The organism is Gluconobacter sp. ESL1110 (genome assembly GCF_058107395.1).
In genome coordinates, this window is sequence record NZ_JBYLUK010000001.1 from 20,799 (window position 1) to 47,450 (window position 26,652).

A 26,652-nucleotide genomic window follows, 5' to 3' on the forward strand; every position below is an offset into this window, starting at 1 on the left:
CACGTAACTCCAAGACATGAAAAGCGGCATATCGGGATGCCGCTTTTCTTTTCCAAGAGGAGAAAAACTCCTCCTGCGTTCTGAAACCGGTCAGTCCTGAGCAGACTGAACTGCCGGATGACGGCGCACGACCGCATCAATCAGACCAAACTCTTTAGCTTCTTCAGCAGACAGATAGCTGTCACGTTCGAGCTTGCGCTCAATCTCTTCCAGCGTCTGCCCCGTATGCTCACGATAGATTTCATTCAGGCGCTGACGAATCAGCAGAATTTCACGAGCTTGAATTTCAATATCGGACGCCTGACCTTGCGCACCACCAGAAGGCTGATGCACCATCACGCGCGCATTTGGCAGACAGTACCGATGCCCCTTCTCACCACCGGCCAGAAGCAGCGACCCCATGGACGCCGCCTGACCAATGCAAACCGTGCTCACCGGGCAACGGATGTACTGCATCGTGTCATAGATCGCGAGACCAGCAGAAACGACACCGCCAGGACTGTTGATATAGAAAGAAATTTCCTTGGTCGGGTTCACGCTCTCAAGATAAAGGAGCTGTGCACTGATCAGGGAAGCAACCTGATCGTAAACCGGGCCGGTCAGGAAGATGATACGCTCCTGAAGGAGACGTGAAAAAATGTCGAAAGCTCGCTCTCCGCGGGCAGTCTGCTCGACTACCATCGGCACCAGAGAGTTGTTGAACACCTCGACGGGATCGCGGTCCCCAATGGTCATACTGTCTGTTCCTCAATGCCCGATGGGCTGTCTGTATTCTTTAACATGGACCCGGCAGAGCGTTCCGTCAAAGGGAGCAGACAGCAAAACGGGCACTCCGAAGAGTGCCCGCCTTTTCTGCGTCAGTACTCTCAGAGCTCTGCAGGCGGGATTTCTGCGAGTTCTTCCGGTGTGACTTCCTTTTCGGTGACATCAGCCAGCTCGATCAGATAATCGACAACCTTGTTTTCCAGGATCGGGCCACGAAGACCTTCAACAGCCTGCGGGTTCTTGGAGAAGAACTCGAAAACCATCTTTTCCTGGCCCGGATAGCGCTGCGCTTCCTGCTGCATCGCACCCAGAAGTTCCTCGCGGGAAACCTGGATTTCCTGCTTGCGGCCGATTTCAGCCAGCAGCAGACCCAGCTTCACACGACGCTCTGCAATACGACGGTAGTCTGCACGCAGGGTCTCTTCGTCCTTGCCTGCATCTTCTTCGTCCATGCGGCCGGCTTCACGGTCCTGCTCGACGCGGGCCCAGATCTGCGCGAACTCGGCATCAACCATGCTCTGAGGAGCTTCAAAGTCTGTCTTCTCGGACAGGGCATCCAGAAGCTCACGCTTGATGCGCAGACGGGAGAGCTGCTTGTACTCGCCTTCAGCCTGCTCCGTGATCAGGGAACGGATCTGCTCGATGCTGTCGAGACCAATGTCCTTGGCCAGATCGTCGTTGATTTCCGGATCAACAGGCTTCTTCAGGGACTTCGCCTTGATGTCGAATGTCACGGCCTTACCGGCCAGTTCTTCAGCCTGATAGTCTTCCGGGAACGTCACGTTGATGACGCGCTCTTCCCCGGCCTTCATGCCTTCCATCTGCTCGGCAAAACCCGGGATGAAGCCTTCACCGCCGATTTCGACATTCACGTCTTCTGCCGTGCCACCGTCGAACGGCGTGCCATCCAGTTTGCCCACGAAGTCAACGCAGACCACGTCACCCTTTACGGCTGCACGATCTTCTTCGATGGCTTCGAACTTGCGGCTGCGACGGGCGAGATCAGCCAGAGCCTTGTTAACGACCTCTTCATCAACCTTGGAGGTCAGACGCGTCAGCTTCAGACCGGACAGATCCGGAACTTCGATTGCCGGCAGCACTTCCATCTCAATCTTGAACTCAAGATCGCCTTCGGAATCAGGAGCGGAAACCAGCTCGACCTTCGGCTGCATGGCCGGACGAACGTCCTGCTCCTGAACCAGCTTGCCAACCGTATCGTTGATGACTTCTTCCATCAGCTCTGCGTTGACGGCAGCGCCGTGACGCTGCTTGACGAGAGAGGCCGGAACCTTGCCCGGACGGAAACCCGGAAGCTTGATCGTGCGCGCAACTTCAGCGAGTCGGGCTGCACGACGGGCCTGCAGGTCCGCAGAAGGGACAACGACAGTGAAGGCGCGCTTAAGTCCTTCGTTGAGCGTGGGCGTAACCTGCATGAGCCAGGCGATCCTCTCGGTCGGGTAAGTTAAAATCTCTTCTCAGGAAACCGGGTTGGTACGGGCGGAGGGACTTGAACCCCCACGACTTGCGCCACCAGAACCTAAATCTGGCGTGTCTACCAATTCCACCACGCCCGCTCAGCCCCGTCTCCGGGGTTCGTGTTACCGAACCTTGGAAGCGCGGCCTTTAGCGCATGACACGCTACTTCACAACAGGGCGGCCACCGGGTTTTTGCTTAAATCGCCCTTGGAAAGCTCTGTTGCAAGCTTTCGGGCAGCACCGAGCGGCAGGTCCAGATCCTCTGCTACAGGCCACCCGCCATGCTGCCTCGCCGCCTGCATCCCGGCCTCTCCGTGCAGCCAGACACCTGCACAGCAGGCCTCCCAGACTTCCATCCCCGCGGCCATAAGCGTTGCAATAACTCCTGTCAGCGTGTCTCCGGAGCCTGCCGTGGCCAGCGCGGACGTCGCATGGGCATTGATGGCAATGCGTCCATCCGGGGCGGCAATGATGGTATCCGGCCCCTTCATGACCATGACTGCATTGAGTTTCTGCGCGGCAGCAAGAGCAGCATCCGGGCGACTACCCTCAACCGGGCCGAACAGTTTTTTAAACTCACCAATATGAGGCGTGACGGCAGCAACTCCGTTCAGGCGTGACAGATCCTCAGCTCCCCAGGCGAGCGCTCCAGCATCTGCAAGAACGGTCCGACCAGCACCCAGCAACTCAGGAAGCACAGCAGAAACTTCATCAGGCGTAAGTCCCGGTCCACAGATCCAGACTTTCCGTCGTTGATCTTTCAGCAAGTCTGACAGCGGCCCGCCATCAACAATCAGCCCGGGATCACCGAGTCGGTATGACTCCGCAGCGTGGCCCGCAGCAATCCTCACAAGTCCCGCACCTGTCCGACGCGCTGCTTTGGCGGCCAACCGCGTTGCTCCCGGCATGACCGCTCCGCCGCAGACACTCACAACACCCCGGCGATATTTGTAATCCCCGTCACCGGAAACAGGGAGCATCCAAAGCCCTGGCCAGTTCAGAGTGATTTTCGGAGCAAGGCCGTCCCAGGCCTCGGCGGGCATACTGATGTCTGCACAAACTAGCTCGCCACACAGCCCTTTACCGGGCTCAAGAAAATGCCCCGGGCGCGGACGCACAAACGTTACCGTCAAAGCACAGGCCTGCGCGTGCCCAAGCACACACCCCGTCAACCCGGACACGCCACTCGGCATATCAATGGCAACCCGAAGCGGAACAGCCCCCAAAACTGTTGCCACATCATCCTGAACAGGCCGCTTGAGACCTGAACCAAAAACGGCATCCACAATCATATCCACCCCTTCGACGGAGTGGACATCGAACGGCAGTACCGGCCCATTCCAGTGACTGGCAGCATCATAGGCGGGGCTACCCTCCCTAGGAGCCGCCATGGCCACAACACGCACTGACCATCCCCACTGAGCAAGAAAACAGGCAGCAACATAGCCATCCCCACCGTTATTTCCCGGGCCGCACACCACTGCGACACGGCAGGGTGCGAACCGCTTGCGAATTGCACGTGCGACTGCCCATCCCGCCCTTTCCATAAGCTGTGAAACAGGAACAACGGCTGAAGCCGCATGATCCATCCTATCGCTTTCCTGTGGTGTCAGAAGGGCAAGTGGATATGAAGACACGGCGCTGTTTCTCCTGATGGGATCACTGTTTGCAGAAAGCAGAGAGCTCTTCCGCGTTCCCTATGGCATTCTGCCGGTGGGGTCGGGTAATCTTGCAAAGATACGTCAGGGATACGCCCTGCCCTTCCTTTACGCACCTGACCATGATGAGGATCAATGACCGGTTCAATTGTCTGGAGCCTCGTGCTCGCAATCCATCTTCTCTGCATGACTTACTGGATCGGCGGGTCGATCTATTCGGCTCTGGTTGTCCGCTCCACGGTTGGCCTACTCGACCCAGGCCCGCGCGCTTCGGTACTGCTGCAGAATTATACCCGGTTCTTCAAAGGACTCTGGCAGGTTGTTCCGTTTTCGCTGGTCAGTGGCTGGGCACTTGTCATTCATGAGGGCGGTTTTGGCGCCGTCAACTGGACGATTAACGCCATGCAGTTAATCGGCATCGCAATGGCGATCGTCTTCATCACAACAGCTCGTGGGCCTTTCCTGCGTGCAAGGCGGGCCCTTCGCCCACAGCCAGCCGTTTTTGACAGCCTGCGGAACCGGACCGTCCTGATGGCAGGACTGGGTCTTCTGAACATTCTGATTGCAGCCATGGCGCACGGCATGTGATTGTGGTAGCGATATGGCGCTTTATGGGCTGTATCGCTTGCCTTTCCAGCGTTTAGCCGATAACGCACCACTTTAAAGTTGCGGGACACGTGCCCGCCCTCAACTCCGGCACAGTCTATCTGGCCTGTACCGTCAACGAGAGTCTCGAGAGTCATTTGAGCGCGAAAACGACCTCCGGTCCTTCCAAGTCCCGTACCTCTGCCCCTGCGAAGCGCGGCCGTCCCGCTGGCGCTCGCGCAAAGGCAATCAAGAATTCATCGACTGAAACAGAGAGCCTTGATGAGGCTGTCTCTCAACCAGTCGTGACCGAGAAGAAGACGCGAGGCCGTCGTTCTGCGGCAGAAAAAACTGCCACTGAGACAGTCGCGGCACCGTCCCGGCCGCGCGTCAGAGCCGCGCAAATCAAAATATCCGAACCGGTTGCGACCGAAGTGGAAAGCGATTCTGTAGAGGCAACACCAGTTCGCCGTGCGCGACGCACAAAAGCGCAAATAGAAGACTCAACACTCCCACCCCGACGCCGGACGCGCAAAGCCGATAGCCTTATGGATAAGGTCGCAGAAGCGGCTCCTGAAGAGACTGTCGACGCTCCTGCACCCAAGCGCCGTGGCCGCAAGCCCAAGGCTGTCGTTGTTGAAGCTGCCGCGGAAGAGACTGCACTACCGGCTCCCAAGAAGCGTGGACGGAAGCCTAAAATCGCTATTGAAGCAACCGAGGCACCGCTGGCTGCCGAAGACGTGGCTGTCGTTGAAGAAGCCAAACCGCGTCGTGGCCGCAAGCCCAAAGCATTGACTGAGGTTGCGGTAGAAGACGCTACCCCTTCAACGCCCAAAAAACGCGGACGAAAGCCTAAGGTCGCCCCTGAAGTCGTGCCGGTCGCAGAAGAAGCGACCTCGGTCATTCCGGAAAATCCTGACCTTCTGACAATCTCTCCAGACCAGCTACCCAAGGCCCCCAAACGTCGTGGTCGGCCTAGAAAGAACCCTCTCCCCGTCGAAGTCCCTGTAGAAACACCTGTGGCGGATGTCGCAGTAATCGTGGACGTTGAGGCGGCACCGACAGAAACTTCTGCTCTTCCCGAGATATTGCAGACCTCTGCCGACCAACCTCGCTTTGCAGATCTAGGCCTCTCAAATCCCATCATGCAGGCAATTCTGGAGCTGGGGTACGAACACCCGACTCCAATTCAGGCCCAGGCTATCCCGGAAGTCCTGAAAGGCCATGATGTATTGGGCGTTGCCCAGACAGGAACCGGTAAAACGGCGTCCTTCACACTCCCCATGCTTGAAAAGCTGTCAGGCTCCCGCGCGCGCGCAAGAATGCCACGTTCGCTCATTCTTGAGCCAACACGGGAACTTGCCCTGCAGGTTGCAGATAACTTCAAGCTGTACGGCAAACATCTCCGGCTGACCCATGCGCTGCTGATTGGCGGAGAAAGCATGGCTGAACAGCGGGATGTTCTGAACCGTGGCGTGGATGTCCTGATTGCCACGCCTGGTCGCCTTCTTGATCTCTTCAGCCGTGGCGGCCTGCTGCTGACACAAACCAGCACGCTCGTGATCGACGAGGCAGACCGTATGCTGGACATGGGATTCATTCCCGATATTGAAAAAATTGTCAGCCTTCTGCCCCGCAATCGTCAGACGCTGTTTTTCTCCGCAACGATGGCTCCTGAAATCCGTCGACTCGCAGACGAATTTCTGAGAAATCCGGTGGAGATTACGGTCTCCCGTCCCTCTTCCGTCGCGACGACGATTGAAGAAGGTCTGATTATCGTCGACGAAGACGAGAAACGTCGAGCTCTTCGCAAACTGCTTCGCTCGCAGGATGTGCAGAGTGCAATCGTATTCTGCAATCGCAAACGTGACGTGGACATGCTCCAGCGTTACCTGACGAAGCATGGTTTCGCAGCAGGTCATTTACATGGTGATCTCGCGCAGTCATTGCGCTTTTCCACGCTGGACAACTTCAAATCAGGCGAATTGAAAATTCTCGTCTGCTCTGACGTTGCAGCACGCGGAATCGATATTGGCGGCCTGTCTCACGTCTTCAATTTTGATCTTCCGTTCAATGCAGAAGACTATGTACACCGTATCGGTCGCACAGGCCGTGCCGGCAAACACGGACATGCGTTCAGCATTGCTGGCCCTCGTGACCGTCGTCTGCTTGAGGCCATCGAGACTCTGACGGGCAAAACCATTGCACGTCTTGATGCTCCGGAAATCCGCTCTGTGGATTGGGCACAGGAAGACGAAAATGGTCGTCCGATTGTGGCTCCAAAGCACCCTCTCCCTCATCAGCAGCACGCAGTCGAAGCCGGAAATGACGACGAATCGGAAGGGCAGCGTAAAAAGCGTCGTCGTGGTGGCCGCAAACGCAACCGCCGGGATGAAACCATTGAGACAGGGGTAACCATTATAGAAGCCCCCCCTGTTTCAGCGCCTGTTCAGAATCGCAAATCTGTTGAGCTGGCTCCAGCCTTTGAAAACGACACGCCCAAAACTGGCTTTGGCGGGGATACTCCCGCATTCATGCTGGTGCCCCGTCGGCGCCGTCTGTCAGTCTCCGAAGAGACGGATCTGACTCTTCCAGTTCAGCATGACGCTCGTCATTACGGTGATGAATAACCCGGGGACCGGAGCATTCCCCCTCCGGATTGAAGGTCTTGGCGCCGCGGGTGACGGCGTTGCTCATCATGATGGGCATGTTCTTTTTCTTCCCGGCACACTGCCGGGAGAAGAAGTGCTTGCGCGCTTTTCAGGAACTCGTCCTGAACTGATCGAAGTTACTCATCCATCTGCGGATCGCGTTGCTCCCCCATGTAGCCTTTTCGGCGACTGTGGCGGATGTGCGATTCAGGAAATGTCACTTCCAGCCCTCCTGGAATGGAAGACAGCCCGCGTTTCCGCTGCTCTGGATGCCGCAGGCTTTGAGGATATTCCGACTCCCGGCCAGTACCAGACAGCACCCTATACGCGTCGCCGGATGGACCTCGCTATTCAGCGTATTCCCGGAGGCATTATTCTGGGGCTACACCGCCGGAATGGTGATCCCGTTGATATGACGGAATGTCATCTTCTGCATCCGGACCTGTTTGCCCTTCTCTCGCCATTGCGAGAGGTCCTTGGAACCTTGGGTGCCCTAACGGGACGCGGCAGCCTGGTGCTGAACCTTCTGGACAGTGGCCCGGACCTGACGCTCTCTACCCCTGCGGAACTGACGAGTGCTGATCGCAGTAAGCTGGCGGCTTTTGGTCGGGCTTACAATCTTCCAAGAATATCGTGGCAGAATCCGAAAGACCGTTCGATTGAAACGGTTTCTCAAACAAAACCCGTCAAGGAACGCTTTGGGGAGGTGGAAACTTCTCCACCGCCTGCAGCGTTTCTTCAGGCAACACGCGACGCTGAAAATGCTATTGTTCAAGCGGCTGTTGAGGGACTGCCATCCCTTAACAAGAAAGACATTACCGTAGAGCTTTTTGCTGGCTGTGGCACCTTAACCTTCCCGCTCTCAGAAAAAGGGCGTGTTCTGGCTTATGAAGGCGAACTCGCTGCCGCAAATTGCCTGAAGGCGGCTGCAGGTGGGCGTCGCGTCGAAGGTTACCAGCGTGACCTTATGCGGCAGCCACTTCTTCCGCATGATCTGAAATCGACACGTGCTGTTGTTCTAGACCCCCCTTATGCAGGTGCCGGAGCACAGACAGTCCCGCTCGCCAAGTCTGGCGTGAAGGACATTGTCTATATCAGCTGCAATCCGGCAGCCCTTGAAAAGGACGGTCGTGCTTTGAAAGAAGCAGGATATTCCCTGCTGAACTGGACAGTCGTGGACCAGTTCCTCTGGTCCACGGAAGTGGAAACGGTTCTGGTGTTCTCACGCGATCCGAAACGGATCAAACGTGAAAACTCTCGCCGCAACCACAGCGCCCCTTCTCATTTGGATTCCTGAAGGTAAAACCGGCTTCGAGGTCTTTGACCTCGTAGTCCATCACCGTTCCGGTCAGAAACAGCGTAGCTTTGCGGTCCACCAGCAGGGTTACGCCCTGATCTTCCACACGCTCATCAGTGTCAGCTGGTTCCTTAACGAAAGTCATCTCGTAGGACAGGCCTGAGCACCCCCGCGTTCCTACACCGATCCGCAGCAGTTCACCTTGATGAGCCCCGGCATAGAGAACCCGTAGCCTTTGAGCAGCACGGTCAGAGACTGTCATAAGTGCCGGAAGCGGCCGACGCGTCAGAGTTTCGGACATGGTTTTGCCCTTTCAGATCAGAACATATTGAGCGCAAGTCGCGCATCGTCACTCATACGACTCATATCCCAAGGCGGATCCCAGACGATTTCCACCGTGGCCATTGTTACGCTTGGAACTTTCAGAATGGCATCCCGCACCATTTCTGGCAGTTCCTGAGCACTGGGGCAGTTTGGCGCCGTCAGCGTCATTTCCACGTTGACCCGGCCATCGTCGTGTAGATCGATGGCATAGATCAGGCCCAATTCGTAGATATTAACCGGGATTTCCGGGTCATAGACCGTAGCAATTGCTGCAATAACAGCATCCTGGTCCGGAGCTGTTCCGTCAGGTGCAGGTACGGTTGTTTCTTCTACTGGATTTTCGGTCATGGCTTCACTCATGTGAGCATCATCCGGGCCCGTTCAAGGCCTGTGATCAGAACGTCAATCTCGTCCTGCGTTGTATAAATACCAAAACTGGCACGAGCCGTGGCATGCAGGCCAAGCCGACGAATCAGCGGCTCTGCACAGTGCTGCCCGGCCCGAATGGCAATTCCCAGTTGATCCAGCAGCGTTGCCAGATCATGAGGATGCGCCCCATCCAGCGTGAACGACAGAACACCGCCACGCACGTCCGGAGATCCAAGGATTTTAAGACCCTGAACCTCACCCAGCCGCTGTTCCGCGTAAACGGTCAGTTCGGTTTCATGGGTGGCAATGGTGTCGTAACCAATATCTTCCACAAACTCGATCGCCGCTTTGAGGCCGATCGTTTCGAGAATGGCAGGGGTTCCAGCTTCGAACTTATGCGGCACCGTTGCCCAGGTCGCACGTTCGAAAGAGACATTCTGGATCATTTCCCCACCGCCCAGAAAAGGCGGCATCGCATCCAGAAGCTCTTTTTTGCCCCAGAGCACACCAATGCCTGTGGGCCCGTAGAGCTTGTGACCCGTGAAGATAAAGAAATCGGCCCCAATGTCCTGAACATCGATTTTGCGATGCACGACAGACTGCGATCCATCAAACAGGATACGCGCGCCATGAGCATGAGCAATTTCTGCCAGCTTTTTCGCAGGGGTGACTGTTCCCAGCACGTTGGACATATGCGTGATGGAAACGAGAGCAACATTCCCATCTTCAAGAAGCGCTTCATACGCTTCGAGATCCAGATCGCCATTCTCCATCATAGGAGCGACACGGAGTTCGATCCCTGCACGATCCTTCAGCATGAGCCACGGAACAATATTGGCATGATGCTCAAGTTCGGAAATCAGGACGGCCTGCCCCGGCTTCAGAAGCGACCCTAAGCTATGAGCGACCAGATTGATGGCTTCAGTGCTGTTTCGCGTGAAGATGACTTCACGGCGGTCCGGCGCATTCAGAAGCCGACCGACAGCATCACGCGTGCTTTCATAGGCTTCCGTCGTGCGCTCGCTCATCCAGTGGAGGCCGCGATGAATGTTGGCATACTGATGATATGCCGCCTCACGCATCGCCTCGATCACACGTTCGGGCTTCTGGGCCGACGCGGCACTATCGAGAAAGACCAGCGGGCGCCCATGCACCCGTTCGGACAGGATCGGGAATTGGGAACGCACCGCCGGAGTCATGCGCGAATGCTCCCCTGCAACAGATCGCGCAGTGTCTCGTCCGTGATCAGATCCAGCGCATCCAGAAGGAAAGCGCGAACCAGAATGTCACGCGCTTCAGCCTCCGGAATACCGCGGGAGCGCAAATAGAAAAGCTGCTCGTCGTCCAGCGCGCCTACGGTTGCACCATGGCTGCATTTGACGTCGTCCGCATAGATTTCCAGCTCAGGCTTGCTGTTGATCTGCGCTTTTTCCGATAGCAGAAGCGCCTGATTCATCTGGTAGCCGTCTGTCTTCTGAGCAATGCGATCCACGAGGATCTTGCCCTGGAACACACCCTGTCCGCTTTCGGACAACACGGTCTTGACGGTCTGACGCGAACCACAATCTGGCGCGGCATGATGGATCATGGATGTCAGGTCGTTCAGGCGGCTGCCATCGACGATCTGGATTCCATTGACATGGACCTGTGCATGAGCGGCTGTCAGCTTGGCCACAACTTCATGACGAGCCAGTTCACTCCCATTGTTGAGGGTGAAGCTATCATAATTGCCATTACCGTCGACGGAAGCCGCAACGATGGCAAGATGCCCTGCTGTAAGACTGTCCTGTTGCAGCTTCACATGCGTCAGACGCGCGCCCTTGCCAACGACAATGTCCAAACGTGGATTGGTGACATAACGCCCCTCTCCCGCATTGACGTCAAACAACGTCAAGGACGCACCCTCTTCAAGTACAATCCGATGACGCAGGTGCGTGGAGATGTTCTCGCCAACTGTCAGAGACACCAGTGCCAGCATTCCGGCATCAGTTCCCGCAGGTACGCGAACTGCCAAGCCGTCCTGTACAAGCGCTGCATTGAGAACTGCCGAAAAGCGATCTTCAAGCGGGTCTGCTGGTTCTGCTGCCGTCGAAACAATGCTGTCCGACAGGCTGCTGAACGCTTCGACCTTCCGGCCATTGGCGAAAACCACACGGTTTCCGGCTTCTGGCAGAGGAAGACCAGCAAGCATTGTCTGCGCCTGCGCGTCTGAAAAAGCCGGAGCCTCTGCCCAGACTGTATCAGCAAACGCACGAAGTGGCGTGTAGCGCCACGCCTCAACACGGCGCGTCGGAATACCCATGGCAGAGAGCGCAGTTCCCTGCCCTGCGGAACGTCCGACAAAAGCCTCCAGCCCTGGAGAAGTCTGAACTGTTATCGCTACGTTCACGCTGCTGCCTCGAGGAACTGCGTATAGCCCTGCTTTTCAAGCGTCTTCGCCACTTCCGGGCCGCCGCTATAAATGATCTTGCCCTTGGCCATCACATGCACGCGATCTGGCACGATATAGTCGAGCAGACGCTGATGATGGGTAATGACCAGAGCGGAGAAATCAGGGCCACGCAGCGAGTTTACGCCATCCGCAACGATACGCAGCGCATCAATGTCTAGGCCACTATCCGTCTCGTCAAGAATGGCGAAAGACGGCTGCAACAGGCGCATCTGAAGCACTTCATTGCGCTTCTTCTCACCGCCAGAGAAGCCAACATTAACGGCACGCTTCAGCATTTCGTCCGACATGGAAAGACGCTTCGTCTCGGCACGAACGGCCTTGAGGAAAGCAACGGCATCCAGTTCGTCTTCGCCACGCGCCCGGCGAACGGCATTGACGGCTGTCCGCAGGAAGTTTGCGTTATTCACGCCCGGAAGTTCGACTGGGGACTGGAACGCCAGAAATACGCCCAACGCCGCACGCTCTTCAGGCTCAAGCGCCAGCAGATCCTCACCCTTGAAGGTCGCGCTACCGCCCGTCACTTCGTAGTCTTCACGGCCGGACAGCACATAAGACAGCGTGGACTTGCCGGAACCATTCGGGCCCATGATGGCGTGGACTTCACCCTTGGGAATTTCGAGATCTATCCCCTTGAGGATTTCCTTCGGTGTACCGTCGGCATCAATGCGGGCCTCGAGACCCTGGATTTTCAGAAAATCACTCATGTCTTTAACCCACACTTCCTTCGAGGCTGATCTGCAGCAGCTTCTGAGCCTCGACCGCGAACTCCATCGGCAGCTCCTTGAGCACCTCGCGGCAAAATCCATTGACGATCAGACCAACCGCGTCTTCTTCAGAAAGTCCACGGGAGCGGCAGTAGAAAAGCTGGTCTTCGGAAATCTTTGACGTCGTTGCTTCATGCTCAATGCGCGCCGTCATGTTCCGGCTTTCAATGTAAGGCACAGTATGTGCGCCACACTGGTCACCGATCAGAAGACTGTCGCACTGCGTGAAGTTGCGTGCGTTGCGAGCCTTTGGCTGCATGCGAACGAGACCACGATACGTGCTGTCTGATTTGCCGGCCGAAATAGTTTTAGCGATAATCGTCGAGCGCGTATTGGGCGCCAGATGGATCATCTTCGTACCCGTATCGGCCTGCTGATGATTATTGGTCACGGCTACGGAGTAGAACTCACCAACCGATCCTTCACCAGCCAGAACACAGGATGGATATTTCCACGTGATGGAAGATCCTGTCTCAACCTGCGTCCAGGAAATCTTGGAGCGTGCACCACGGCAGGCACCGCGCTTCGTTACGAAGTTATAGATGCCACCTCGTCCTTCATCATCCCCTGGATACCAGTTCTGGACCGTGGAGTACTTGATGGAGGCGTCATCCATCGCAATCAGCTCGACAACGGCAGCATGAAGCTGGTTCTCATCACGCTGCGGCGCTGTGCAGCCCTCAAGATAGGACACGCTGGCGCGCTCTTCGACGATGATCAGCGTCCGCTCGAACTGCCCGGTATTCCGCGCATTGATGCGGAAATAGGTAGACAGTTCCATCGGGCAGCGCACGCCTTTGGGCACGTACACGAAAGATCCATCCGTGAAGACAGCGGAGTTCAGCGCAGCGAAAAAATTGTCACCGGCGGGAACGACTGACCCAAGGTACTGCTTGACCAGATCCGAATGCTCGCGAATGGCTTCGGAAATCGGGCAGAAGATAACCCCAGCCTCTTCCAGCGTCTTACGGAACGTCGTCGCCACAGACACACTGTCGAACACCGCATCCACGGCAACCGGCATCCGCTTCTGTTCTTCCGCACCTTCAACACCAGCCAGCAGAGCCTGCTCGTGAAGGGGAATTCCGAGCTTTGCATAGGTTTTCAGAAGCTCTGGATCGACTTCATCCAAGCTCTTCGGGCCAGGCTTCTTTTTCGGTTGAGCGAAATAATGGGCATCCTGATAGTCGATCGGCGGATGGCTGACCTTGGCCCATTCCGGCTCTTTCATTTCCAGCCACATGCGGAACGCCTTCAGACGCCATTCCAGCATCCACTCAGGCTCTTCCTTGCGCGCAGAAATGAGGCGGACTGTCTCTTCATTCAGGCCTTTGGGAGCGATATCCATCTCGATATCGGTCTCGAAGCCCCACTCGTAGCTGGACTTCGCAAGCTTCTCGACTGTCTCGCGGGTCTCCGTCACGGCTGGCATCGTCTCGTGTCCTCAGTTCACCGGATCCGCTACGGGCGTAGCCGTAGCGCCGGTCGTGTCGAGAGAAGGCTCCCTGGAAACCTTCCCGCTATGCAGGGCGGAATGTTTGTCCATATCCGCAAGGGTAATGCTGTTGAGCGTTCGCAGGATGGCGTCATTCACCATGTCCCACTGGCCTGAAAGACCGCACAGGGAGCTATGCTCGCACTCACGCCCGTCACAGCAGGCCGTAATTGAGATCGGACCATCAACAACAGCAATGACTGTGGCGATCGTGATCTCTTCAAGCGGCCGGGACAAGCGGTATCCGCCACGAGCTCCACGATGGGAAATAACAAGCCCGCTTGAGGCCAGTCCTTTCAGGAGCTTCGCAACGGTGGGTTCCGGGACGCCAGTCTCTCCGGCCAGAGCGGCGGCTGTTGCCAGACCCTCATGCTGCCCGAGATGGACCAGAAGGACGGTGGCATAATCAGCCAGTTTGGAGAGCCTCAGCATAGCTTGCACACTCACATTGCATTCATTCAAGACTTAGGAAGTCCTGATTAGGTTCCAGATGACCCATGCTGTCACAAAGGTCAAGAAGTTTGTGATATCCTGAGACGGTATAAGCCCGTCAGACACCGAAAAACAGACGGGAAATGACATCCAGGCCAGCTCCCGCCAGAAAACCCACGACAGTCCCGTTGACGCGGATATAGGCGAGATCCCGTCCCACACGAGCCTCCAGACGCTGAGCCAGATCGTCGCCATCCCAACTCGCCATGACATTGGCAATGAACCCGGCCAGCTTGTCCCTTATTCCGGGAAGCAACCTGGAAACCATACGTTCCACGGCCTGATTAATCCGCTCTCGCAGGGCATCGTTTTCACGCATTGACCCTGCCAACCCGATAATGGCAGCATCCAGAACCGATGCGCTCCAGCCGTCGTCTTTAGCGCAATCTTCTTCCGCCATGCGACGGACCCGATCCCAAAGTTCCCCGCTCCACGCCTTGAGACTGGAATGAGTCAGAACCGAGCCAATAGCCTGCGTCATATCCTGACGACGTTCGGGGTCAGTTTCCATACGATCGATTTCGGCTCTCACCCATGCCGTAAAACCATGTCGGATTTCCGAATCCATGGGGTCGATACGTTCGATTTCCGCTTGGAGAGCCGTCAATACACGATTGGAGACAGAGCCTCCAATGGCCCATCCGAGGAAACGACCACCCTGCTCACGGACACGGTCTTCAACAAACTGTCTTAAGTCACCTTCCTTGGCTGCCACGGTCATCTTGAGCTTGGCCAGCAGGAAAGACAGCACCTCCTGATGCATTTCGCTGTCGACCATGGCCCGCATGGCACGCGAGACCAGAGGAGCCATTTCTTCACCGTTCAGAAGAACTGGCAACGCCCGGGACAAAGCGGAGCTTGCCCGACCGTCTTCAAGACGATCAAAGAGGCTGGGAATACTGGCCCTGAGAGTCGCAACCAACGTAAGACGGGTCGAAGACTCGCTCAGAGCATCGGCGATCAGGCCAGGCAGGTCGATTTTTGAGAGCGCGCGATGGACATCGGCATCGGTGAAAAACTGACCGGAGACGAATTTTCCAAGAGCCTGGCCCAGACGAACTTTCTGACGTGGTAGAATAGCCGTATGCGGAATGGGAAGCCCCAACGGATGCCGGAACAGGGCCGTTACGGCAAACCAGTCCGCCAGTCCGCCGACGACACCGGCCTTTGAACCAGCCCTAAGAATACTGAGAGCCCAACTCTCTTCATGGAGGTGATGCGCCGCAAGATAGGTCGTCCCCGTCGCGAGCGCCCCCATGCCGATCAGCAAAGCGCCAGCCAATCTGGAAGGCGAATTAGGCCGCTGTGAACTGGCCTGACTGACATCTTTCTTCATATCCGGATGCATGTATGCCTCGATAGCATCATCCTCATGCCCTGTCGCGCTCGCAACAAGGTTGCGCTTACAGGCCGGGCATGGAACATAACTTGCCCGTTTTCAATTTACCTTCCGCAGAAGCGAGACTGCTCCCGATGTCTGACTGCGCCTCCCGGCACGACACATCCCTTTCCGCACGCATCGACACCATGACCACGCAGCTTATTAAAGAGCGTAATGGTCTGGGTGATCTGATTGCCTCCATTGGTGAGGATCTGTCTATCGGTAAGGGCGAGAAGATCGAGGAGTTGGAACAGGCCGTTCGTGCCTTGCGCGACGAACATTTCATCCAGCGTGCTGCTCATCTACGTCAGTATGTCGGCCTGGATGACGCCAATCCTGCAACGCGTCTCGAACAGGTTGCAGCACGCCTGATCGAACAGGCAGCCTCTCCGGAAGCTCTCTCCAAAGCTGCCATTGCAGCCGTTTTTACGGCTCACCCAACTTTTGCTCTGGCAGATCATGTCTATGCTCTTCTGGCTGAACGGGCTTCAGATCCTGAACTGCCCCTGCCATGCCTGACAACGCACCGACGCGCGACGCCACCGACACTCGCACATGAACAATCCCTGGCTCTTGCAGCAATTCTGCGTGGCCGCGATGCACTCGATGACCTGAGCGCATCCCTTATCGAACACATGACCTCCCGATGGGCGAATGAAGCCGATCACATCGATCCCGCTCCCGTTATTCTGGCAAGCTGGGTCGGCTTTGATACCGATGGGCGCAACGACATCGGCTGGTGGGACACGATCCGCATTCGGCTGGAACTCAAACTTGCGCAGCTTGAGCGGCTTGAGACAGGCCTTACTGGCCTCAATCTGCAGGAGTCAGCTCTGGCAATGCGCGTCCGTCGCGCCATGGAAGCCGTCAAGACGCAACATGCAGCCTGCCCGTCCGGAAAGCATGCCGCACCTGAAACCATTCGTGACTTTGCCCAGACACTGATCACACATCGCGAGAAAGCTCTCCTCGATGCACGCGAGCTTCTTCCGCTCTTCCGCGATGCCGCCACAGATCTGGACGCTTCAGCAACCCTGACGCTGAGGACCATTCGTGCTGGCTTCATGAGCCATGGTCTGGGCATCGCGCATATTCATACACGCCTCAATGCCGCTCAGATCTATAATGTTGCCCGGACGCGCCTTGGCCTGACGGATGACCCCGCACTCCCGTCCCGCCGCCGCGTACTCTTGTCTCGCATCAATGATGCTCTCGACGATCTGACACCCCGTCACGTGGATTTTGGTTCGCTGCTTGTAGAGCCCGCTTCTGCTGCACGCCTGATGATGACGATGGCGCAGATCCTCAAGCATATCGATTCCGGTTCGCCCATCCGCTTCCTGATTGCCGAGACGGAAAGTGGATACACTCTTCTCGCCACACTCTGGCTGGCACGGCTCTTTGGCATTCAGGACCATCAGATCGAAATTTCCCCGCTTTTCGAGACAGAAAGCGCGCTGGAAAATGGCGAGACAATTCTTGAAGAAGCCTTCCGCTCTCCACACTGGCGAAACTATCTGCGCGCCAATGGTCGTCTGTCCCTACAGTTCGGGTATTCTGACTCCGGGCGCTACGTTGGCCAGTTGGCGGCAACGAATCTTGTTGAGCGCCTACGGATGCGTACGTTGGATCTTCTCAAGGAACATGACCTTGAAGATGTCTCCCTGACGCTGTTCGATACGCACGGTGAAAGTATTGGCCGTGGTGCGCACCCGTTCAGTCTGCGCCAACGCCTCGACTACTTCTCCCCTGCCCGCACACGGATTGCTTTCCGCGACGCAGGTGTGGGTTGCCGGGTGGAAACAGCCTTTCAGGGCGGCGATGGTTACACGCTCTTCGGGACAAACAGTATTGCCGCGTCCACTATTGCAACCCTAGCCGAACATGTCGCCCATGTTCCCACGAGCGTAAACGATCCGGTCTATGATCGCCCGGATTTTGCCGCCGATTTCTTTTCCACGATTGCGCTCGATATGGGCACGCTCGTCAACGATCCAGGATACGCGGCTCTTCTGAGCGCTTTCGGGCCATCTCTTATTGACAAGACAGGCTCGCGCCCTTCTGCGCGACAGTCTGATGCCGCAACCGTAACCCGTATCACACACCCCAGTCAGCTTCGGGCCATTCCGAACAACGCCATTCTCCAGCAACTGGGCTGGTGGGCGAATGTTCTGCATGGCCTGGGCAACGCCGCACAGCGTCATCCGGAAACTTTCGAACATTTCGTAACCAGTTCGCCGCGTTTCCGCGAGGCCATGGATTTTGCACGTCAGGCGTTAGCCCATTCTGATCTGGAGGTTCTGCGGGCAACCATACGCCAGCTTGATCCGGGAACATGGCTTGATCGGGCTTCAAAAGCGGAAGACGAAGAAGAGCGCCAGAATTATCTGACCATCTCACATGGTCTCGAAGTGCTACAGTTCTGGACGAGCGCTCCTGCAATGTTCCGTCGTATCCAGACGGACCACATCGCCTTGCGGGCAGCATGGCCAGATGCACCGCATATGGAACCCTGTGAAAAGCTGCTTCACGCCATCCGGTTTGCCCTCATTGACCGGCTGTGGCTTCTCTCTACCCGCATCCCATATTTCGGACCACGAAATAACCTGACACGCGACTCCATCACAAACCTAATCCTGTGTCTTGATATTCCGCGTTCCTTAGAACTGCTGGATGACCTGTTCCCTATGTCTGCCCTTAGCGTTTCCAATCTGGATTTTGGGGAGCCAGGAGATGCCGGGGAAGAAAGTGGCTTTGCACGCGAACATCGTGAGATCTTTCAACCACTGGAACGCTGCTTCAATCTGCTGAGGGAAATTGGCATTGCAATCATGCACGCCAACCGCGCTTTCGGCTAAAAACGAAACATTATAACAACGTCTTGTCTGCAAGGCAGCTATGCGCTTAGAGAAGAGCAACACAATCAGCAGAAAGCCCTTTCTGAATGCTACGCAAGGCTCTTCTTCTCGGTGTTGCCATGATGGCAACACCTGTTTTCGCCGCTGAGACAGCGAAGGATATACCCGCGCCGAATGCCGATAGCGTCACGCGCGCGACGGTCGTCGTTGATGGCATGACCATCCCTTATCAGGCTGTTGCGGGAACCATTCTGGTTCATGGTGCTGGCTATAATGATTCAAACGACGTTCTGAACAAACGCGGGGTCAAGGTTGAAGCCGGGAAGGATGATGAGGATAAAAATCCTCCTGTCGCTTCCATGTTCTACACAGCCTATTTCAAGGAAGGCGTTCCCTCAGCCAAGCGCCCGATCACCTTCCTGTATAATGGCGGTCCTGGTTCAGCATCCGTCTGGGTTCATATGGGCACGTTCGGACCACGCCGCGTAAATACGCCGGGCGACCAGCATCTTCCCGCCGCCCCATACGCTCTGATCAACAACCCACAGTCCTTACTTGATGTTTCGGATGTGGTGTTCGTGGATGCACCGGGGACAGGCTTTTCCCGGATCGCAGGCAAAGATGCTGCCAAGGAATTTCTGGGCGTCGACGGAGACGGTGAAGCCTTCACGCACTTCATTTCCAAGTTTTTAGCGAAGTACCATCGCTATAACTCACCGAAATATCTGTTCGGTGAAAGCTACGGTACAATGCGCTCAGCAGTCGTCATCAATGATCTTGAGCAGGAAGAAAACATCGACTTCAACGGTGTCATTCTTCTTTCCCAGATCCTGAACTACGACAACAGCGCTGATGGCCCGCAATTCAATCCCGGCGTCGACGACCCTTACGTTCTTGCACTTCCAACTTACGCCGGGACCGCCTGGTATCACCACTGCCTGCCGCAGCAGCATGCTGATCTGAAAGCCTTCCTGAAGGAAGTCGAACATTTTGCAGTAACGGACTACACCGTAGCTCTGCGTCAGGGAGCAGACCTGCCCGAGAATGAGCGTCAGGCAATTGCCGAAAAGCTCCATGATTACACGGGTCTTCCGACTGATTATATCCTGCGGTCAGACCTTCGCGTAAATGGCGGCCAGTTCGAGCAGCAGCTCCAGGCCAAGACGGGCATGGCGACGGGTCGTCTCGATACACGCTATTCGAGCCCAACGCTTGATCCAATGTCCAAAGAAGTAGATTACGATCCACAGTCCAGCGCTATCAGTTCGGCCTATGTGTCGGTTTTCAACGACTATGTCCGCAATACGCTGAAGTACGGCACGGACGAGACCTATCGCCTGTTCAACCCGGAAGATCACTGGGACAACAAGCACACGCAGCCAGGCCACGGGTATCAGCCGAAGGGCGTTCCGAACGTCATGAGCGATCTCGCCATGGCCATCAAGACGAACCCCAATCTGCATGTCATGCTGAATGGCGGCTACTACGATCTCGCAACGCCTTATTATGAGGGCATTTACGAGATGAAGCACCTGCCGATGCCTCTGAACCTTCAGAAGAATATCGAATACGCCCAGTATTCTTCGGGACACATGGTTTACGTGGACCCCACTGCTCTTCAACAGTTACATGACAATGTTGCAGCCTTTATCCGCCGTACTGATAACCTGCACTGATTAACAACTCTGTAGTGGGAGAATATTTTATTTCCCACTACAGACACCGTCTTTTATTCGGCGAGAACCGGCCAGCCACCCGATCCGGATCAACACATGATTCGGACCCCTGAGAGCAAATGGATGCATTCCCTATAACTTCAGCGGCAGCATATTGTTTTCAGAGCACCGGACACTGAAAATCTAAGCCAAACAATTTATATCTGCCCGACGGAAACAGAGGCAAAATAGATTGCGCTTGCCATCAGGCCGCCCATCCAAGGCATAGCCTGCGTCAAATGGTGCTCATCACCATTAACAAACCAAAATCCGGTAATTTTGCGCGTTATCATGCGGCTCTCACAAATGTAGCGCAAAAAAAGCTCTCGGCTTCTTCCATATAGCTAACCGAAAAAACGCCAATGACGGACTGAGTGTTAGTTCTATTGTGAAGCTGCATCCACAGCCCACTGATATTCAATAAAAAACCCCGCCAGATTGCTCTGACGGGGTTTGTCGTTCACCGGAGGTGAAAAGATCAGGCAGACTTCGCCATGATCTCTTCTGCCACGTTGCGCGGCACCGGATCGTAATGATGGAACTGCATGGTGAAGGATGCACGACCCTTCGTTGCAGAACGCAGATGGGAAATGTAGCCGAACATTTCCTTCAGCGGCACCTGTGCGCGGATCATCACGGTCGAACCCGACGTTTCCTGGCTCTGGATGATGCCACGGCGACGGTTAAGATCGCCCACGACGTCACCGACGTGGTCGTTCGGCGTCGTGATTTCCACGTCCATGATCGGCTCAAGGATCACCGGACCGGCGTTCTTCATGCCTTCACGGAAGCAGGCCTTGGCGGCGATTTCGAAGGCCAGAGCCGACGAGTCAACGTCATGGTACTTACCGTCGAGCAGCGTGAACTGGAAGTCCACCGTCGGGAAGCCAGCCAGAACACCCGTGGTGCTCTGCATCCGGATACCCTTTTCGACTGCCGGGATGTATTCCTTCGGAACCGTACCGCCGACAATCTTGTTCGTGAAGATGATCTCGTCCGGCTTGTCAGACGGAGCGAACTCGATCTTGACTTCAGCGTACTGACCCGAACCACCAGACTGCTTCTTGTGGGTGTAGGTCTCAACGTGCGGCTTCGTGATCGTCTCACGATAAGCCACCTGAGGCGCACCGATGTTAGCATCAACGCCGTATTCACGACGCAGACGGTCAACAATGATGTCCAGGTGAAGCTCACCCATGCCGGACAGGATGGTCTGACCCGTTTCCTGATCCGTCTTGAGGTGCAGGGACGGATCTTCAGCCGTCAGCTTCTGCAGCGCCAGCGTCATCTTCTCGACGGCGTCCTTGGTCTTCGGCTCGACGGAGATGTCGATAACCGGAACCGGGAACTGCATACGCTCCAGAACCACCGGATCAGCGGCATCAGCCAGCGTGTCACCCGTGACCGTGTCTTTCAGACCAACGAACGCAGCAATGTCACCCGCGCCAACGGACTTCACTTCCTGACGCTTGTCAGCATGCATCTGGAACATGCGGCCGACGCGTTCCTTGTGACCCTTCGTCGTGTTCAGGATCGTGTCACCAGCGTTCAGAACGCCACGGTAGACGCGAACGAAGGTCAGCGTGCCGTACTTGTCGGAGATGATCTTGAACGCAAGACCAGCAAACTTTCCGTCTGGATCAACCGGGACGATAGGCAGGAAGTTCTCGTCAACCTCTTCACCTTCCGGCGGAGCGATGCGGATACCTTCAACTTCGTCAGGAGCCGGCAGGTAGTCGATAACGGCATCGAGCAGAGGCTGAACGCCCTTGTTCTTGAACGCCGTACCACACATGACCGGACGGAACTCACCGGAGATCGCACCCTTCTTGATGCACTTCTTCAGCGTAGCAACGTCAACGTCACCCTTCTCGAAGTACTCTTCCATGGCCTCGTTGTCCATGGCGAGCGCCGTGTCCAGAAGCGTCTGGCGAGCTTCCTCAGCCTTTTCCTTCAGGTCAGCCGGGATTTCTTCGTAGTGGAACTTGGCGCCAAGTTCGCCGCCTTCCCAGATGATGGCACGCATCTCAACGAGATCGACAACACCAACGAAGTTTTCTTCAGCACCGATTGGCAGCTGCAGCGGAACTGCAACGATGTCCAGCTTCTCTTTCAGCGTGCTGAAAGCGTAGTAGAAGTCTGCACCCGTACGGTCGAGCTTGTTGATGAAGATGATGCGCGGGACGTTATAGCGGTCAGCAAGACGCCAGTTGGTCTCGGACTGCGGCTGCACGCCTGCAACACCTTCGATCACGAAGATGGCGCCATCGAGCACGCGGAGCGAACGGTTCACTTCGATGTTGAAGTCAATGTGGCCCGGGGTGTCGATGATGTTGATGCGGTGGTCGTTCCACTCACACGTCACGGCAGCGGACGTGATGGTGATGCCGCGCTCACGCTCCTGCGCCATGTAATCGGTGGTGGTGTTGCCGTCGTGGACTTCACCGATCTTATGGGAGACACCCGTGTAGTACAGGATGCGCTCGGTCGTGGTGGTCTTACCAGCATCGATATGTGCGGTAATACCGATGTTGCGGATCTTCGAGAGAGCCGATTTGGCTTCCTGAACGCTTTCAGACACGGAGAACCTCCAAAAAACAATAAAAGGTGTTTCAGTCTGGACTGAAACACCTCCGCTGCGGCTCGTTAAAGCCGAACCTGATTTGTCCCAGTGGCGGCTGAATGACCCAGACCGCCATGGTTTTCAAGAGTAATCTTTATGAACCGACCAAAGCCGGAAAGATTTCTCAGGCAGTCTGTGCAGCCTTACGTTCCTGAACGCGCAGGATACGACGCTTGATGACCTGAGCTTCTTCAGGAAGCTTGCGGTTCGGCGTTCCCAGCAGGAACGAATCCAGCCCACCATTGTGCTCGATCGTACGGATACCGTTGGTGGAAAGGCGCATACGCACCGAAGCACCAAGAATATCGGAGATCAGCGTGGTCTCCTGCAGGTTGGGGAGAAAACGACGGCGGGACTTGTTATTGGCGTGGCTGACGTTATTGCCCGTCAGCACGCCCTTGCCCGTGACCTGGCAACGGCGAGACATGGTAGCACTTTCCTCGATGCTGGATGACGCAGGACAGCGAGGCCCGGCGTGTTCCGTAAATCAGGCGCGGCTTATGGCGAACGATCGGCCTTTCGTCAAGCCCTCATGACTGTTTCGCCCGCCTGAACCGACCACATTCGGGCATAATACCCGTTTTTACGGAGCAATTCAAAATGGGTACCGCGCTCAACGATCCGCCCGGCATCAAGAACAACGATCTGATCCGCATCCTGAATCGTTGAAAGACGATGCGCTACGATGACGGTCGTCCGTGATTGGGCCAGTTCGCGCAACTCCTGCTGGATTGCGGCTTCCGTCCACGTATCGAGTGCACTGGTCGCTTCATCCAGCAACAAAATCCGTGGGTCTTTGAGCAGCACACGGGCAATCGCCGCACGCTGTTTTTCGCCACCAGAAAGTTTCAACCCACGTTCGCCAACAACCGTTTCATATTTTTCTGGCAGTTCATCGATAAAGTCATGAATTTGCGCTTTCCGGGCTGCCTGATGAACCTCTCCTTCCGGAGCCGAGGGATCTCCGTAAGCGATATTTTCTCCAATCCCTGCATTAAACAGAACCGTATCCTGCGGAACAGTCCCGATGACGCGCTGAAGATCTTCCACAGCGACATCCCGCAAATCATGACCATCAATCCGGATCGCACCTGACGTCGGATCATAGGCCCGCGTCAGAAGGCGCCCCATGGTTGATTTGCCAGACCCCGTATGCCCAACGATGGCCAGAGATGTGCCTGCAGGGATTTCCAGTGAAATATCGTGAAGAATCTGACGAGCAGGATCGTAGCTGAAGGACACATGATCGAATGTAATCCTTGCGGCGCCACCATCTGCCAGCCTGACCGGAAGATGGACAGGATTTGCTGCCTCGACGATTTCAGAACGCGTCCCCAGAAGCTCAAGATAGTTTTCAAGATCAACCCGGGCATTGCGCCATCCGGCACTCACATAATTCAGCGCGCCCACTGAACTATATAATCCACGCAGATAACTTCCGATCAGGACAAACTGAGCGACACCAATCCGGTGCAGCACAATATCATGTGCGGCCAACCCCAGAAGAGCCGTCGTTGCACAGGCAATCAGCAGGCTACGTGCCATCTGGGAAAAGCCAACAAGTCTTTTTAGCCGGATTTCCGCACTTTTCAGCGCCTGCCTGGAGCGGTCATACCGCAGAATTTCCTGACGACTGTTTGCAAAGCTTCGAACAGTCTCGAAATTCAACATACTGTCGACAAGCTGATATTGCGCCTGACTGTTGGCTGTGTTCCGTGCCCTCCGCGCTGTCATGCGCATCCGCGTAAAAACGTAGGAGACAGCCGCATAAACGCCGATCCCGGCAACAACAATCGCGACATATCGCCAGTCAAACACACGCAGGATGACGAAAAGCGTCATCACTAACTCAATCGTATTGGGCAGCACGTTAAAAAGTACGAGGCTGAGTAGCGTTCCGACGGCATCGGAGCCCCGATCCAGCGTTCTTGTCAGTGCTCCGGTCTGGCGATCCAGATGAAACCGCACACTCATGGCATGAAGATGCTCAAGCCCGACCAGAGCCACCCGACGCTGAAGATCGGCCTCAAGTGGGGCAATCAGCATTTCGCGGAGAGGAGTTGAAATCCCCGCGACCACCCGAATGATCGTATATTGTGCGATCAGCCAGACAGGAATTGCGAGAAGCGCCTGATGCTCTGACAGGGCAGCAACCATGCGACTGAAGACCCAGGGCGTTGCAACAGTCGTTCCGCTTTCAACAAGGAGAAGAACAAGAGCTACGCCGACCCAAAAGAAGGTACGCACAGGATTTTCGGGGCGGATTTTTTTCCAGAGTTGCCCTAGCGGCAGCATTTCCGACGTCGAATCGTATTTCTTTGACATGCCGGACTATGAGAAAGAGAGGCTTCGCTTTGCAATCTCTACTGCACATGCGAAACTTTCCATCGTGTTCGATAAATCCATATCCCCGTCCCTTTCTCGTTTTCTTCGCCATATCGAGGCCTGTAACAGTGCCCGCTTGCCAGGAAACCGACTTCCGTTTTTCTGCACCCAGAAGCAGATCGGATGGATCTCTCCTGAAATCGCAGATCTGCTGGAAGGTTTAGGCCTGAAAGACGAGACAGGCTTCGGAGTTGCTTCGGGACAGGAGCTTTTCCCTCTTTCCCAGACATTGGCCCAACAGGGTGTGTACGCCTCCCATAACGAGCCGTTTGACGTCAGGAACGATCTTGGCGTTGTCGTTGGTCAGGTAGATCGAGGTGCCATTCCAGTTCTCGGGGTCGCTGCCGAGGGCGTGCATCTGAATGGTCTGGTTGAAGACCACCCTTCCGGCCCCATGCTTTGGATTGCGCGCAGAAGCATGACCAAACGACTGGATCCGGGGAAACTCGACCATCTTGTGGCTGGCGGCATGAGTGCAGGGCTGGATCCGAACACAACCGTCATCAAGGAAGCGAAGGAAGAGGCTGGGATCCCTGAAAGCCTGGCAAGCCATGCTCAGCCGGTCAGCCGCCTCCAATACGCCATGGAGCGCCCTGAGGGACTCAGGCGAGATGTCCTGCACTGCTACGACCTGATTCTGCCACGCGATTTTACCCCCATCGCAGAAGATGGCGAAGTCGAGAGCTTCCATCTACTTCCGCTGACAGACGTTTTTGCACGCGTTCGAGACACGGATGATTTCAAATTCAACGTCAATCTTGTTCTGATAGACCTTTTCATCAGACGGGGGCTTTTTACGCCTGATGAGGCTCTCATTCTTCAAAATGCTCTGACACGAAAAACATTATGAAAAAACTTGGCCTGGCCGCCCTCATCCTCGCGCTTCCTCTTCTGGGAGGATGCGTTGTGCCCGTAAGTGTCACACCCGACCTCTGCCGCGAAATGCGCGCTCAGGATACTTTACAAATTCGGATGATGTTCGGGCAGACCCGCCCAGGCGGTCTCCCGATTACAGATACGGAATGGCAGGACTTCGTGACGAAGGAAATCACTCCACGCTTTCCGAGCGGCCTGACCGTTTTCAATGCTGACGGTCAATGGATGAACACGGTGACGCATATTGTTGGCCGTGAGCCTTCCCGTATTCTCTGGGTCGTCGTTCCGGCCGACAAGAACCTGCAACACAATCTTCGTGCAATTCAGGCTGCTTACCGGCAACAATTCTCCCAACAGGCCGTTGGGCTCACCATTCAATCCGGATGCTCTCTGTTCAACTGACAGCCATAGCGTTTCCCGGAGCCTGCAAATCGGACTTATCCGACGCAGGTAGCCATCGCTATCTTCTTTGCAGGCTTCCATTTT

Annotated in this window: 21 protein-coding genes and 1 tRNA gene; 7 read left to right on the forward strand and 15 right to left on the reverse strand. The window is 55.8% G+C overall.

From position 1 onward, the window contains the following. Positions 1 to 90 precede the first annotated feature (90 nt). The 4 genes from AC3B6F_RS00090 to AC3B6F_RS00105 all read right to left on the reverse strand — a co-directional run bounded on the left by AC3B6F_RS00090 (position 91) and on the right by AC3B6F_RS00105 (position 3,878). Positions 91 to 735: an ATP-dependent Clp protease proteolytic subunit gene (locus AC3B6F_RS00090; RefSeq protein WP_010501413.1), complete on the reverse strand. Its 645-nt coding sequence runs from the start codon at positions 733 to 735 to the stop codon at positions 91 to 93. Between the two features lie 131 nt (positions 736 to 866). Beyond that, positions 867 to 2,198, reverse strand: a complete 1,332-nt coding sequence (gene tig, locus AC3B6F_RS00095; RefSeq protein ID WP_023942716.1) for a trigger factor — start codon at positions 2,196 to 2,198, stop codon at positions 867 to 869. Positions 2,199 to 2,254: 56 nt separating this feature from the next. Continuing rightward, a tRNA-Leu gene (locus tag AC3B6F_RS00100) sits at positions 2,255 to 2,339 on the reverse strand. Between the two features lie 69 nt (positions 2,340 to 2,408). Beyond that, a complete protein-coding gene (locus tag AC3B6F_RS00105) occupies positions 2,409 to 3,878 on the reverse strand; it encodes an NAD(P)H-hydrate dehydratase (RefSeq protein WP_489822938.1) in 1,470 nt (489 codons plus the stop codon). Positions 3,879 to 4,034: 156 nt separating this feature from the next. Here AC3B6F_RS00105 and AC3B6F_RS00110 point away from each other — a divergent pair, with 156 nt between their 5' ends. From AC3B6F_RS00110 to AC3B6F_RS00120, 3 genes are all read left to right on the forward strand, one after another. After that, complete coding sequence (locus AC3B6F_RS00110; RefSeq protein WP_023942720.1) at positions 4,035 to 4,487, forward strand: hypothetical protein; 453 nt, start codon at positions 4,035 to 4,037, stop codon at positions 4,485 to 4,487. 89 nt (positions 4,488 to 4,576) lie between these two features. Continuing rightward, the gene (locus tag AC3B6F_RS00115; RefSeq protein ID WP_489822939.1) at positions 4,577 to 7,114 is read left to right on the forward strand and encodes a DEAD/DEAH box helicase; all 2,538 of its coding nucleotides are present in this window, start codon (positions 4,577 to 4,579) and stop codon (positions 7,112 to 7,114) included. Further along, entirely contained in the window at positions 7,086 to 8,432 is a 1,347-nt protein-coding gene (locus tag AC3B6F_RS00120; RefSeq protein WP_489822940.1) for a class I SAM-dependent RNA methyltransferase, read from the forward strand. The genes AC3B6F_RS00115 and AC3B6F_RS00120 overlap by 29 nt, the downstream gene beginning before the upstream one ends. Here the strand turns inward: AC3B6F_RS00120 and AC3B6F_RS00125 are convergent. From AC3B6F_RS00125 to AC3B6F_RS00160, 8 genes are all read right to left on the reverse strand, one after another. After that, positions 8,377 to 8,733 (reverse strand): HesB/IscA family protein, encoded by a 357-nt coding sequence (locus AC3B6F_RS00125; RefSeq protein ID WP_010501400.1) that lies wholly within the window; start codon positions 8,731 to 8,733, stop codon positions 8,377 to 8,379. The genes AC3B6F_RS00120 and AC3B6F_RS00125 overlap by 56 nt on opposite strands. A 17-nt stretch (positions 8,734 to 8,750) precedes the next feature. Beyond that, positions 8,751 to 9,116 (reverse strand): SUF system Fe-S cluster assembly protein, encoded by a 366-nt coding sequence (locus AC3B6F_RS00130; protein ID WP_010501398.1) that lies wholly within the window; start codon positions 9,114 to 9,116, stop codon positions 8,751 to 8,753. Further along, entirely contained in the window at positions 9,113 to 10,324 is a 1,212-nt protein-coding gene (locus tag AC3B6F_RS00135; RefSeq protein WP_489822941.1) for a cysteine desulfurase, read from the reverse strand. Before AC3B6F_RS00135 ends, AC3B6F_RS00130 begins: the two co-directional genes overlap by 4 nt. Continuing rightward, on the reverse strand, positions 10,321 to 11,514 hold the full coding sequence (gene sufD / locus AC3B6F_RS00140) for a Fe-S cluster assembly protein SufD (protein WP_489822943.1): 1,194 nt from the start codon (positions 11,512 to 11,514) through the stop codon (positions 10,321 to 10,323). Before sufD ends, AC3B6F_RS00135 begins: the two co-directional genes overlap by 4 nt. Then, positions 11,511 to 12,281 carry a Fe-S cluster assembly ATPase SufC gene (gene sufC, locus AC3B6F_RS00145; RefSeq protein WP_489822944.1) on the reverse strand — a complete coding sequence of 257 codons (771 nt, stop codon included), beginning with the start codon at positions 12,279 to 12,281 and terminating at the stop codon, positions 11,511 to 11,513. The genes sufD and sufC overlap by 4 nt, the downstream gene beginning before the upstream one ends. Positions 12,282 to 12,285: 4 nt before the next feature. Further along, positions 12,286 to 13,773 carry a Fe-S cluster assembly protein SufB gene (sufB, locus tag AC3B6F_RS00150; RefSeq protein WP_010501390.1) on the reverse strand — a complete coding sequence of 496 codons (1,488 nt, stop codon included), beginning with the start codon at positions 13,771 to 13,773 and terminating at the stop codon, positions 12,286 to 12,288. A gap of 12 nt (positions 13,774 to 13,785) precedes the next feature. Continuing rightward, positions 13,786 to 14,268 (reverse strand): SUF system Fe-S cluster assembly regulator, encoded by a 483-nt coding sequence (locus AC3B6F_RS00155; RefSeq protein WP_062024088.1) that lies wholly within the window; start codon positions 14,266 to 14,268, stop codon positions 13,786 to 13,788. A gap of 118 nt (positions 14,269 to 14,386) precedes the next feature. Continuing rightward, complete coding sequence (locus tag AC3B6F_RS00160) at positions 14,387 to 15,676, reverse strand: DUF445 domain-containing protein (protein ID WP_489822946.1); 1,290 nt, start codon at positions 15,674 to 15,676, stop codon at positions 14,387 to 14,389. Positions 15,677 to 15,744: 68 nt separating this feature from the next. Here AC3B6F_RS00160 and AC3B6F_RS00165 point away from each other — a divergent pair, with 68 nt between their 5' ends. Both AC3B6F_RS00165 and AC3B6F_RS00170 read left to right on the forward strand, forming a co-directional pair. Further along, complete coding sequence (locus tag AC3B6F_RS00165; protein ID WP_489822947.1) at positions 15,745 to 18,567, forward strand: phosphoenolpyruvate carboxylase; 2,823 nt, start codon at positions 15,745 to 15,747, stop codon at positions 18,565 to 18,567. 86 nt (positions 18,568 to 18,653) lie between these two features. Beyond that, positions 18,654 to 20,243: a S10 family peptidase gene (locus tag AC3B6F_RS00170; protein ID WP_489822948.1), complete on the forward strand. Its 1,590-nt coding sequence runs from the start codon at positions 18,654 to 18,656 to the stop codon at positions 20,241 to 20,243. Between the two features lie 517 nt (positions 20,244 to 20,760). On the opposite strand, the gene fusA is transcribed toward AC3B6F_RS00170, so the two are convergent. From fusA to AC3B6F_RS00185, 3 genes are all read right to left on the reverse strand, one after another. Continuing rightward, on the reverse strand, positions 20,761 to 22,863 hold the full coding sequence (fusA, locus tag AC3B6F_RS00175; protein WP_023942740.1) for an elongation factor G: 2,103 nt from the start codon (positions 22,861 to 22,863) through the stop codon (positions 20,761 to 20,763). A gap of 166 nt (positions 22,864 to 23,029) precedes the next feature. After that, positions 23,030 to 23,332: a 50S ribosomal protein L28 gene (rpmB, locus tag AC3B6F_RS00180; RefSeq protein WP_010501379.1), complete on the reverse strand. Its 303-nt coding sequence runs from the start codon at positions 23,330 to 23,332 to the stop codon at positions 23,030 to 23,032. A gap of 95 nt (positions 23,333 to 23,427) precedes the next feature. After that, entirely contained in the window at positions 23,428 to 25,230 is a 1,803-nt protein-coding gene (locus AC3B6F_RS00185; protein WP_489822950.1) for an ABCB family ABC transporter ATP-binding protein/permease, read from the reverse strand. Between the two features lie 64 nt (positions 25,231 to 25,294). Between AC3B6F_RS00185 and AC3B6F_RS00190 the strand changes: the two genes are divergently transcribed. Both AC3B6F_RS00190 and AC3B6F_RS00195 read left to right on the forward strand, forming a co-directional pair. After that, positions 25,295 to 26,140 carry an NUDIX hydrolase gene (locus AC3B6F_RS00190; protein WP_489822952.1) on the forward strand — a complete coding sequence of 282 codons (846 nt, stop codon included), beginning with the start codon at positions 25,295 to 25,297 and terminating at the stop codon, positions 26,138 to 26,140. After that, complete coding sequence (locus tag AC3B6F_RS00195) at positions 26,137 to 26,568, forward strand: DUF3574 domain-containing protein (RefSeq protein ID WP_062018739.1); 432 nt, start codon at positions 26,137 to 26,139, stop codon at positions 26,566 to 26,568. The genes AC3B6F_RS00190 and AC3B6F_RS00195 overlap by 4 nt, the downstream gene beginning before the upstream one ends. Positions 26,569 to 26,652 lie beyond the last annotated feature (84 nt).

Coding starts and splice junctions, on each gene's coding strand:
- AC3B6F_RS00090 (WP_010501413.1), bottom strand. CDS start 735: ATGACCATTGGGGACCGCGATCCCGTCGAGGTGTTCAACAACTCTCTG.
- tig (WP_023942716.1), bottom strand. CDS start 2,198: ATGCAGGTTACGCCCACGCTCAACGAAGGACTTAAGCGCGCCTTCACT.
- AC3B6F_RS00110 (WP_023942720.1), top strand. CDS start 4,035: ATGACCGGTTCAATTGTCTGGAGCCTCGTGCTCGCAATCCATCTTCTC.
- AC3B6F_RS00120 (WP_489822940.1), top strand. CDS start 7,086: ATGACGCTCGTCATTACGGTGATGAATAACCCGGGGACCGGAGCATTC.
- AC3B6F_RS00125 (WP_010501400.1), bottom strand. CDS start 8,733: ATGTCCGAAACTCTGACGCGTCGGCCGCTTCCGGCACTTATGACAGTC.
- AC3B6F_RS00130 (WP_010501398.1), bottom strand. CDS start 9,116: ATGAGTGAAGCCATGACCGAAAATCCAGTAGAAGAAACAACCGTACCT.
- AC3B6F_RS00135 (WP_489822941.1), bottom strand. CDS start 10,324: ATGACTCCGGCGGTGCGTTCCCAATTCCCGATCCTGTCCGAACGGGTG.
- sufC (WP_489822944.1), bottom strand. CDS start 12,281: ATGAGTGATTTTCTGAAAATCCAGGGTCTCGAGGCCCGCATTGATGCC.
- sufB (WP_010501390.1), bottom strand. CDS start 13,773: ATGCCAGCCGTGACGGAGACCCGCGAGACAGTCGAGAAGCTTGCGAAG.
- AC3B6F_RS00155 (WP_062024088.1), bottom strand. CDS start 14,268: ATGCTGAGGCTCTCCAAACTGGCTGATTATGCCACCGTCCTTCTGGTC.
- AC3B6F_RS00160 (WP_489822946.1), bottom strand. CDS start 15,676: ATGCATCCGGATATGAAGAAAGATGTCAGTCAGGCCAGTTCACAGCGG.
- AC3B6F_RS00165 (WP_489822947.1), top strand. CDS start 15,745: ATGGAACATAACTTGCCCGTTTTCAATTTACCTTCCGCAGAAGCGAGA.
- AC3B6F_RS00170 (WP_489822948.1), top strand. CDS start 18,654: ATGCTACGCAAGGCTCTTCTTCTCGGTGTTGCCATGATGGCAACACCT.
- rpmB (WP_010501379.1), bottom strand. CDS start 23,332: ATGTCTCGCCGTTGCCAGGTCACGGGCAAGGGCGTGCTGACGGGCAAT.
- AC3B6F_RS00185 (WP_489822950.1), bottom strand. CDS start 25,230: ATGTCAAAGAAATACGATTCGACGTCGGAAATGCTGCCGCTAGGGCAA.
- AC3B6F_RS00195 (WP_062018739.1), top strand. CDS start 26,137: ATGAAAAAACTTGGCCTGGCCGCCCTCATCCTCGCGCTTCCTCTTCTG.